General features: G+C 63.5%; 11 protein-coding genes and 5 pseudogenes. 4 read left to right on the forward strand and 12 right to left on the reverse strand.

Going from position 1 to position 8117, the window contains the following annotated elements; genetic code table 11:
* Nucleotides 1–94 precede the first annotated feature (94 nt).
* Nucleotides 95–334, forward strand: a pseudogene (locus ACIBAE_RS29430) (tyrosine-type recombinase/integrase); the annotation flags it as partial.
* A 139-nt stretch (nucleotides 335–473) separates the two neighbouring features.
* On the opposite strand, the gene ACIBAE_RS29435 reads toward ACIBAE_RS29430, so the two are convergent.
* Together ACIBAE_RS29435 and ACIBAE_RS29440 are read right to left on the reverse strand one after the other, a co-directional pair.
* Complete coding sequence (locus ACIBAE_RS29435) at nucleotides 474–818, reverse strand: hypothetical protein (RefSeq protein WP_399291395.1); 345 nt, start codon at nucleotides 816–818, stop codon at nucleotides 474–476.
* Nucleotides 819–862: 44 nt separating this feature from the next.
* Nucleotides 863–1705: pseudogene (locus tag ACIBAE_RS29440) on the reverse strand (polymorphic toxin-type HINT domain-containing protein); the annotation flags it as partial.
* Nucleotides 1706–1709: 4 nt separating this feature from the next.
* On the opposite strand from ACIBAE_RS29440, the pseudogene ACIBAE_RS29445 reads away from it, so the two are divergent.
* Nucleotides 1710–2494, forward strand: a pseudogene (locus ACIBAE_RS29445) (tyrosine-type recombinase/integrase); the annotation flags it as partial.
* A gap of 179 nt (nucleotides 2495–2673) precedes the next feature.
* Here ACIBAE_RS29445 and ACIBAE_RS29450 read toward each other — a convergent pair.
* From ACIBAE_RS29450 to ACIBAE_RS29470, 5 genes are all read right to left on the reverse strand, one after another.
* Nucleotides 2674–3009 carry a hypothetical protein gene (locus ACIBAE_RS29450; RefSeq protein WP_399291398.1) on the reverse strand — a complete coding sequence of 112 codons (336 nt, stop codon included), beginning with the start codon at nucleotides 3007–3009 and terminating at the stop codon, nucleotides 2674–2676.
* Nucleotides 3010–3094: 85 nt separating this feature from the next.
* Nucleotides 3095–3481, reverse strand: coding sequence for a hypothetical protein (locus ACIBAE_RS29455; RefSeq protein ID WP_399291400.1), 387 nt, complete (start codon nucleotides 3479–3481; stop codon nucleotides 3095–3097).
* Between the two features lie 226 nt (nucleotides 3482–3707).
* Nucleotides 3708–3995 (reverse strand): hypothetical protein, encoded by a 288-nt coding sequence (locus ACIBAE_RS29460; RefSeq protein WP_399291403.1) that lies wholly within the window; start codon nucleotides 3993–3995, stop codon nucleotides 3708–3710.
* Nucleotides 3988–4332 carry a hypothetical protein gene (locus ACIBAE_RS29465; protein ID WP_399291418.1) on the reverse strand — a complete coding sequence of 115 codons (345 nt, stop codon included), beginning with the start codon at nucleotides 4330–4332 and terminating at the stop codon, nucleotides 3988–3990. Before ACIBAE_RS29465 ends, ACIBAE_RS29460 begins: the two co-directional genes overlap by 8 nt.
* 157 nt (nucleotides 4333–4489) lie before the next feature.
* Entirely contained in the window at nucleotides 4490–4687 is a 198-nt protein-coding gene (locus tag ACIBAE_RS29470) for a hypothetical protein (RefSeq protein ID WP_399291406.1), read from the reverse strand.
* A gap of 174 nt (nucleotides 4688–4861) precedes the next feature.
* Between ACIBAE_RS29470 and ACIBAE_RS29475 the strand changes: the two are divergent.
* Nucleotides 4862–5278, forward strand: a pseudogene (locus ACIBAE_RS29475) (tyrosine-type recombinase/integrase); the annotation flags it as partial.
* Nucleotides 5279–5397: 119 nt separating this feature from the next.
* Here ACIBAE_RS29475 and ACIBAE_RS29480 read toward each other — a convergent pair.
* From ACIBAE_RS29480 to ACIBAE_RS29490, 3 genes and pseudogenes are all read right to left on the reverse strand, one after another.
* Nucleotides 5398–5931, reverse strand: coding sequence for a hypothetical protein (locus ACIBAE_RS29480; protein ID WP_399291409.1), 534 nt, complete (start codon nucleotides 5929–5931; stop codon nucleotides 5398–5400).
* Between the two features lie 18 nt (nucleotides 5932–5949).
* Nucleotides 5950–6201, reverse strand: a complete 252-nt coding sequence (locus tag ACIBAE_RS29485; RefSeq protein ID WP_399291421.1) for a NucA/NucB deoxyribonuclease domain-containing protein — start codon at nucleotides 6199–6201, stop codon at nucleotides 5950–5952.
* 135 nt (nucleotides 6202–6336) lie between these two features.
* Nucleotides 6337–6804 (reverse strand): annotated as a pseudogene (locus ACIBAE_RS29490) (polymorphic toxin-type HINT domain-containing protein); the annotation flags it as partial.
* Nucleotides 6805–6878: 74 nt separating this feature from the next.
* On the opposite strand from ACIBAE_RS29490, the gene ACIBAE_RS29495 reads away from it, so the two are divergent.
* Nucleotides 6879–7064: a hypothetical protein gene (locus tag ACIBAE_RS29495; RefSeq protein ID WP_399291412.1), complete on the forward strand. Its 186-nt coding sequence runs from the start codon at nucleotides 6879–6881 to the stop codon at nucleotides 7062–7064.
* A gap of 105 nt (nucleotides 7065–7169) precedes the next feature.
* On the opposite strand, the gene ACIBAE_RS29500 is transcribed toward ACIBAE_RS29495, so the two are convergent.
* The gene (locus ACIBAE_RS29500) at nucleotides 7170–7466 is read right to left on the reverse strand and encodes a hypothetical protein (RefSeq protein ID WP_399291415.1); all 297 of its coding nucleotides are present in this window, start codon (nucleotides 7464–7466) and stop codon (nucleotides 7170–7172) included.
* 14 nt (nucleotides 7467–7480) lie between these two features.
* Nucleotides 7481–7771, reverse strand: a complete 291-nt coding sequence (locus tag ACIBAE_RS29505; RefSeq protein WP_250301987.1) for a hypothetical protein — start codon at nucleotides 7769–7771, stop codon at nucleotides 7481–7483.
* Between the last annotated feature and the right edge of the window lie 346 nt (nucleotides 7772–8117).

Raw genomic sequence — 8117 nt, forward strand, 5'->3', positions numbered from 1 at the left:
GCCCGTCGAATACGAGACCAACTACTACCTCACGACCAAGAAACCCCAGGTCACAACCACAATCTGAGGTCTCTACCGAACCCGGAACGGTTCACTTCGCCGCATCCGCTTTCACGACCTCAGGCACTCGACCGCCACCCTGCTCCTGGAACAGGGTGTCGACCTCGTCGTCATCAAGGAACTCCTCGGCCACGCCCACATCGGCGTCACCGCCGGCGTCTACGCCCACGTCCGACTCCGCCTCCAGCGCCAGGCCATCGACACTCTCGGCGCAGCCCTCAGCCCAACCAATAACGACCCTGACGCCCCACCCGCCGCAGCCGTCGTCCGCTGACGTTGCCGTCACCGTTGCCGTCAAACGACTCAAGTGCCCCCACTGCTGTGAATCAGTGGGGGCACTTGTTGCCTATTTCAGCGAACTACCGAAACGCCTCTTGCTCACGCTGGAGAATGCGAAGCAGATTCACCACGAATCATTCATCGAGGAATTTCGGCGAGTTATCGAAATGCTGACTCCACGACCTCTCAAGACTCGCCTTCGCCGCTCTCGCCGCGGCCCGAAGATCTCGCCATTCGACCGCCTCTTCGAGCGCGAGCTCAGTCCAAATCGACTCAGGCCCTGCACTCACAGCATCCGCGTGCCCATTGACCGACTGAAGCAGGAGAAATTCCTCATGGCTCAGCGAACAATCGCCCACTCTGGCGCGAGCTACATGCAGCACGTCGTCGAACTGAAGCAAGATCTCATCGACCCCCACTCCTGACGCCTGCAAATATGCAGCTTGACGATCGGGTTCTGCGCTGAGCAGGTCCAACACGGAGAGAGCCCACCGCCGAAAGTCGGTCAGCTTTCGCTCCCCGGTCATCGAATGATCCCTCCCAGATCTCCTTCAGGGCCCACGACTCTCCAGTAGGCGCCCTCGCCGTGATGGCCACCGCCAGGATTCCACCTGAGCATCCGCCCGGTCGGATCTCCTCGACCCGTGTATTCGCGAATCACCCATCCACCTCCAGCATTCTTGCCGCGCCCCAAGCCTTCTTCACGCCATCCTGACTTACCCGCAAAGAACGGCTTGACCTGATCGGGCGTTACGCCACCCCTGAGGGCAGACGGAGTATCGAAGATGTCATCTGCCGAGCGAATACCTGGAAGTTGACCAGCCTCCTCCGCGAGCTGCCTACGAAGTTTCTCTCCATTCGCAGCACTCGTGGGGCAACTACTGTTGTGCACAAGAACCGGAGTCTGCCCCGCCAGCACATAGTACGTGTGGAGGTCACCGACGGTGAGGTTGTGGACGGTGGTGCTGTGGCTGGTCCGGCGGGTGATTGCGGTGATCTGGACGTGGGTGCCCGCGCTGGTCTGGAGCCATTGGCCGGTGTTCAGGTCGGTGGCGTCGATCCATTGGCGGAGTTCGGGGACCCAGAAGGGGTGGCCGTCGGTGGCGGTGATCTCGGCGGTTTCCGTGCCGTGGTCGCCGTCGGTGTCAATGGTGACCTTGACGAGGTGTTTGAGGCCCTCGCCCGTGATCTCCGCAGTGACCGTCTCCACCCGGCTCTCGCCGGTCTCCGGGTCGGTCGCGATGACCTGGTCGCCGGCCTTGACCTGTTCGATCGGCTTGGTGGTGCCGTCGGCCATCAGGACCTTCGTACCGGGCACGAAGCTGTTACTCGTACACGAGCCGCCCCCGTCGGCCTTGCCGGAACCGGCCTACGTCCACTGCGTGCTCAAGTCCGCCCCGGAGCACACAGTCCGCGAGGAGGAGACCCCGCGCAACGTCGCCCGTAACATCCGCACCGACACACCACAGCTCCGCCGCTTCGAACCCCTCACCGCTGAGGAGGCCCGCCAGTCCCTCACAGCCGTGCGTGGACACCAGCTCCACACCACTGTTCGAACTGGCCCCCCACACCGGACCCGCTACAGCGACTCCTCGGCCTCCCAGAGGAAGACCTCGACCTCGAACGAGCAGTGCTGCCTCCGCCGCACCTTGCAGCGCACCACCGCAGGCGGACTCACCACGCCACCCACCAATACCCGCGCTTCCGAACGCCGCATCGCCCTCCCCGCCAGCTGCGTCCAGTCACTGAAGCTCCACCACGAACAGCAGCAGCGCGAGCGCGAGGCAGCAGGCACCGCGTGGCAGCGCAGCGGGCACGTGTTCACCACGGTGCAGGGCGGACCGATCGACCCGACCACCCTCACCCCACCCCCCCGCTCCGTCGCAAGGCCGGCCTCCGCCACATCCACTTCCACGACCTACGCCACTCCACCGCCACCCTGCTCCTGGAACAAGGCGTTGAGCTCGTCGTCATCAAGGAACTCCTCGGCCACGCCCACATCGGCGTCACCGCCACCATCTACGCCCACGTCCGACTCCGCCTCCAACGAGAGGCCATCGACACGCTCAGCACCGCCCTGGACGGCCCCGCCAACGACGAGCCGGCCCGCAACGACGGCTACGAACCGCCGCCGTGCGGAGCCATCGTCCGCTGACGTTGCCGTCAACTACTGCCGTCAGACCGCCCCGAAAAGCCGCAGCAGCCCTCTCCGGAAAAAATGGCGGGGGCTGCTTTCTTGCGCACTCTTTGGTTAGCCGTCCGTACATTCAGGCCAACGAGAAGACGGAATTCAGACCCCGGTTTCGCGATTAACCTGGAAGCCCGAATGGCCCATCATTGACCGATCCCCTCACCCGCAAGCAGGGCCCGGAGACGTCTAACCTCTTCCACAAGGCGCGGCACAGCCTCCCGGGCCATTGCGATGAAGGCCGCGTTCTCGTCCCAGCGTTCGTCGCCAGAATCGACGTATCGCGGATGCTGAACCAAAGTTGCGGCAATCATGTCTCGATGATCAAAGTTCGGCCACCTCTCGGCAGCACCAGTGTCTGGAGCCGTGCTCACCGCCACAAGATTCATGGCGGAGTCATCGTCCAAGGTCCTAACAAACCAAGGCGCCGGAGTGGCCGCAGAGCACAACTCCTCGATCTCCTCGAGTTCATCTTCACGCATGTGGCCACCTTCTACCAGCCTGTTTACCCGGTCTGGGGCGCCCCGCAAGCCAGCAAGCACGGGGCACCCCAAACTGTATGATCAACTAATATCGCTCACTCGAATATCCGAGCCTTTCGATATTTTTATAGAATCTCTTGTCGTTTGTGATGATCGACAATCCATCCTGTATCGCCGAATGCAAGACCGAAGCATCGTCGTCGGCAATCATCGGATTGAAGGACTTGCCCTTCCACATGCCCCTGAGGCGAGCCTGGAGCGAAGCAACGCCTTCGCTGGTGGAAGCCGGTCCCATGCGTCCTCCCCGCTCCGACAACCAGCTACCAATGGCATTTGCCGAGTGTCCACCTTCGAGTAGTTCGCGATGAGCAGTCGGCGAAAGCACCGGGGCACGCCCCGCCAAGGCGGCATCTACTTCAGCGGTCCTTGCGCCCGAGAGGGCATCCGTCACCGCATTCGTGTCGACTGCCACCTCGCCGCAATTGTGAACCAGGACTGGCGTGGCCCCTGCCAGCGCATGGTACGTGTGCTGCGCGGCCCCTCTCTATCTGCGTATTCGCAGATCAGCGGCGGTTTCGGGTTCCGCTGGTGTCCGTGATTGTGCGCGGGAATCCGTGGGTGTTGCCGTCGCTACTGCCGTCAGGAGCGCGGGGCGTACGGCGGTGCTGCCGCTGGCGGGGTGTCGGCGCAGGGGGACTTTACTGCCACGCGCGGGGCTCGGCGCGGAGTATGGCTCGGACGGTCTGCTCGTAGTGCTGGTGGCCGGTCTGGGCGCAGTGTCCGGCGATCCAGCGCGTCAGCTCGTCGGGGGTGTGCAGGGTGCCGGATGTGGCACCGCAGTTGTGTTCCTCGCCGGTGACGCAGAGCGCCGTGAAGGCCGGTAGTGCCAGGGGGTCGGGGACGGTGGTCACGTGGTACTCGCGGAATCGGTAGCGTCCCCGTGCGGAGTCGCGGACCGGTGCGTCGGTGTCCGCAGGGTCAGGCACCCTCGTCCACCTCTTCCTCTTCCGGGTCCGGGAGGCGCTGCCCGCGCGAGTCGGCTACTCGGAGCGCGTCCGCCAGGGCCTCGGTCAATCGGCAGGCCAGCCAACGGTATTCGGTAGCCGACAAAGTTGGCGCTCCGGGAGCCGTGGCTTCTCGGGCGTACTCCAGCAGCTCCTGGCCCATGCCAAGCTGCACCGCCTCGATGCTGTCGGCGAGGGTAGAGAGGTAGCCCCGGCCATCGGTGCTCAGGTAGCAGGGCTTCCCCTCCGGGCTGGTCCACGGCAATAAGCGGGGACCTCCTCCACCCGACGCGGCGTCGTACAACTCTCTGCGACGCATGCGGTCGGCATCGCTTCTGGGCTGGCTCACTGGGCACCCCCGGCCTGGGTCACTGATGGTGGACACACCGACCGTAGGTACTGACTGACCGTCACCCCAGGTGAGAGTCATGGCAGTTCGCGACTCGTGGTTCACGAACTGCCACGCTGTCTGGTAGCTACCCGATGGCGCCCAGGTAGTCGGCCATCTCTCGCATCTCCGTCGTGAGGGTGCGTTTGCGCTTGCCGAGGATCTCCCGCATGGTCTTGGCGGCCCCGTTCTGGTGCCGCAGCCACTGCGGTGCGGCTTCCCTGGCACGGGTCAACTCGTCCATGGCGGCGGACAGGTCGCCGGTCCGGGTGTGGGCGCGCGCCACATCGAGGGTGAAGCGGTTCCCGTCGTTGGTGCTGGGCCTGCCCAGGCGTTTCCACGCCTTGGGCGACAACTCCTCCTGCTCGCCTGCCTTGCGCACCACGGCGCGGGCGTCGCCGACGACCAGGGAATCTTCGAGTGCCTTGACCGCGACGGTGACCGGCCCGAAGACGGGCACTCCCTCGAACAGCACCGCGAACGGCAGCGCCAGGAACGCAAAGCAGCGGGGACGGGCTGGAAGGCGAGCGGCTACGTCTTCACCCGGCCCAATGGCTCCCCGATCGAGGGCGCCACCCTCACCAGGCACTTCAACACCCTGCTCAACCGGGCCAGGCTCCGCCGCATCCGGTTCCACGACCTCCGCCACTCGGCGACGACCCTCCTGCTGGAGCAGGGCGTCGAACTCGTCGTGATCAAGGAGCTGTTGGGCCACGCCCACATCGGCGTCACCGCCACCGTCTACGCCCACGTCCGACTCCGCCTCCAATGCGACGCCATCGACCTCCTCAGCCACGCCCTCCGCAACCCCACCGAGACCACCAGCAAGCCCGACGACGGCGACGAACCACCCCTCTGCGCAGCCCCCGTCCGCTGACGTTGCCGTCAACTACTGCCGTCAGACCCTCCTTGCACACCACGGTGGCCCCACCGAAAACAAATCCGGTGGGGCCACTGGGTTAATCACTGAAGCCTATCGAGATCCTTCACGGGGAGCTACCGAACGATCCCGTCGCGCACCTCGTCGTAGATGTCTGGATCCATCGCAAGGTGGCGCTGGCTATCAACGAAGAATGCCCCTCGGCGGTAACACTCGTTGAATACATTCACCATCTGCTCAACACTCGCAAATTCAATTTCCGTGGCCTCTCCAACGAGAACCCCTGCCACCTGCACCGGCTTCCCTGGCTGCCATACGGCAGCGTAGATGTCTCCACTTGCGCCAGCAAGGATAGGCACCCAATGATCTCCCAAGACGGGATCTCCGGAATAGGCCAACTTCGCTTCCATCGCCTCGCGCAGGGAGATCGGCGCGTAACCCGGGATTACGTTGACGTCGTCTTGAGTCTGACCCTCGTGGAGCTCAACGCCATTGCACCACCCGAACCAGGTAGTCACCTCATCCGGGGGGAGCACGCCCACCGTAGCCTGGACCTGACGGTCATCGACGCCTGGCACCAGCCAGGGGATGACGGGCCGGGCCAGCTCTTCGAGCCGCTCCACTAGGGCTTCAAGCTCTATCGACAACATCCCTAACGCTCCCGTCCCTCATTGCCTACGCACATAGTACTGGTCCCCACCATTGATGCCGTTGTCTTTGAGGAATGGCCACAACGAGTCTCGCCCATGAGCCACATTCTCGTTTCGTGGAATAAGCCGGAGTGTTGCACCAGACCCACCCTCATACGTGGACGCGAATGGGAACTCTTCCCAGGACATGCCAGCCGCAAGGATACCCGGACGGGGAGCCCCGGCTTGTGCGGCGTTTCGATTCGCTCGAATAGCCGAACGACCTGTCATGCGCGTTACTATCGGACTCTCTCCGTTAGCGAGCGCATTAGTGAAGTTATCCGCGACTCCCGGATAGGCAGATGAATCAATCTCATGCACCGGAAGAGCAGTCGCTTCACCCGAAGAATCCACCGCGAAGACGCGACCGCAAGTGTTATGCACCAGGACTGGCGTGGCCCCTGCCAGCGCATGGTAGGTGTGGAGGTCGCTGATGGTGAGGTTGTGGACGGTGGTGCTGTGGCTGGTCCGGCGGGTGATTGCGGTGATCTGGACGTGGGTGCCCGCGCTGGTCTGGAGCCATTGGCCGGTGTTCAGGTCGGTGGCGTCGATCCATTGGCGGAGTTGGGGGACCCAGAAGGGGTGGCCGTCGGTGGCGGTGATCTGGGCGGTTTCCGTGCCGTGGTCGCCGTCGGTGTCGATGGTGACCTTGACGAGGTGTTTGAGGCCCTCGCCCGTGATCTCCGCGGTGACCGTCTCCACCCGGCTCTCGCCGGTCTCGGGGTCGGTCGCGATGACCTGGTCGCCGGTCTTGACCTGTTCGATCGGTTTGGTGGTGCCGTCGGCCATCAGGACCTTCGTACCGGGCACGAAGCTGTTGGCGGCCGAGCAGGAACTGTCATCTCCGTTTTCACGACCTACGGCACTCGACCGCCACCCTGCTCCTGGAGTAGGGCGTCGACCTTGTCGTGATCAAGGAACTCCTCGGCCACGCCCACATCGGCGTCACCGCTACCATCTACGCCCACGTCCGACTCCGCCTCCAGCGAGACGCCATCGACACCCTCGGCACCGCGCTCGGCAGCCCAGAGACCACCGAGACAGCCAGCGGCGACGGCGACGACCCGCCAGCACCAGCCGCCCTCGTCCACTGACGTTGCCTTCAACTACTGCCGTCACCCCACACAGAAGCCCCGCCGGGACACACCCGACGGGGCTTCCAGTTTGCTGCAGCTACGCGTAGCTGCAGCACTCACACACTAGTCTCCCAGAAACCACAGATAGAGATGTGATCCATTCTCCACCTGCAGACAGAGCCTTTCGATCTCCACTACTGAATCCTGCCCAATAATCTCGCGGACAGACTGGTGAGCGATTTCCCGTCGAAGCCTCTCGACCTGTCGCGAATTGAACATTGTATCCGCGTAAGGCAGCAGGCTGCTCAAGAGCGGAAATTTGTCTTCATCAATGCGCTGGACGGTTTCCATCCAATCCAGTCCGCAAGATCCACGTAGCACGATTTCGCCGCTCTCCGTGCGTACCTGGGCATTGATCATCAGCCACCACCTCGTCAGTTCGGGTGAACACTCTCGACCGCACCGTTCCGCACCCATACCGCAACCGAGAACAGATCGTTCCCGTCCGCGTCGTAGCCGATCGGGTGACGGCTTCTAATGTCGAGAATGTGGCGGTGGGCGGAACCGGTGCCGAGGTTCATGTTATCCATCGGCTTTCTCATCGCCAGCTTGGACCAGTTGCGGATATGGTCTGGCGTAACCCAGTCCTCGAATTTTGACTTCTCCGCCCATTTCCAGGAGTCCGCATGATTCGCGTCATGCCTCGGGAGGATATGTTCATCCATCACCTTATCCGAGACGGCCCCAGTCCCGCAGTTGTGAACGAGGACCGGCGTAACCCCCGCCAGCACATAGTACGTGTGCTACGCGGACACCTTCTACCTGCTTCTTTGCAGGTCAGCGCCCGTTTCGGGTTCCGCTGATGTCCGTGGTTGTGCGGGGGAATCCGTGGGTGTTGCCGTCGCTACTGCCGTCAAGGGCTCGGGCCGCGCGGTCGCGCTGCCGCTGGCGTGGTGTCACCCTCGGGGACTTCACTGCCATGCGCCAGGCTCGGCACGGACGAGGGCGCGGACGGTCTGCTCATACAGTTCGTGGCCGCTCTGGGCGCAGTGTCCGGCGATCCAACGGGTC

It is taken from the genome of Streptomyces sp. NPDC051569 (assembly GCF_044454085.1).
Classification (GTDB): Bacteria; Actinomycetota; Actinomycetes; order Streptomycetales; family Streptomycetaceae; genus Streptomyces.

Excerpts from the sequence above, each read along its gene's own strand:
- ACIBAE_RS29500 (WP_399291415.1), bottom strand. The coding sequence starts at position 7,466 with ATGATCAATGCCCAGGTACGCACGGAGAGCGGCGAAATCGTGCTACGT.
- ACIBAE_RS29465 (WP_399291418.1), bottom strand. The coding sequence starts at position 4,332 with ATGCGTCGCAGAGAGTTGTACGACGCCGCGTCGGGTGGAGGAGGTCCC.
- ACIBAE_RS29480 (WP_399291409.1), bottom strand. The coding sequence starts at position 5,931 with ATGTTGTCGATAGAGCTTGAAGCCCTAGTGGAGCGGCTCGAAGAGCTG.
- ACIBAE_RS29450 (WP_399291398.1), bottom strand. The coding sequence starts at position 3,009 with ATGCGTGAAGATGAACTCGAGGAGATCGAGGAGTTGTGCTCTGCGGCC.
- ACIBAE_RS29505 (WP_250301987.1), bottom strand. The coding sequence starts at position 7,771 with ATGGATGAACATATCCTCCCGAGGCATGACGCGAATCATGCGGACTCC.
- ACIBAE_RS29485 (WP_399291421.1), bottom strand. The coding sequence starts at position 6,201 with ATGACAGGTCGTTCGGCTATTCGAGCGAATCGAAACGCCGCACAAGCC.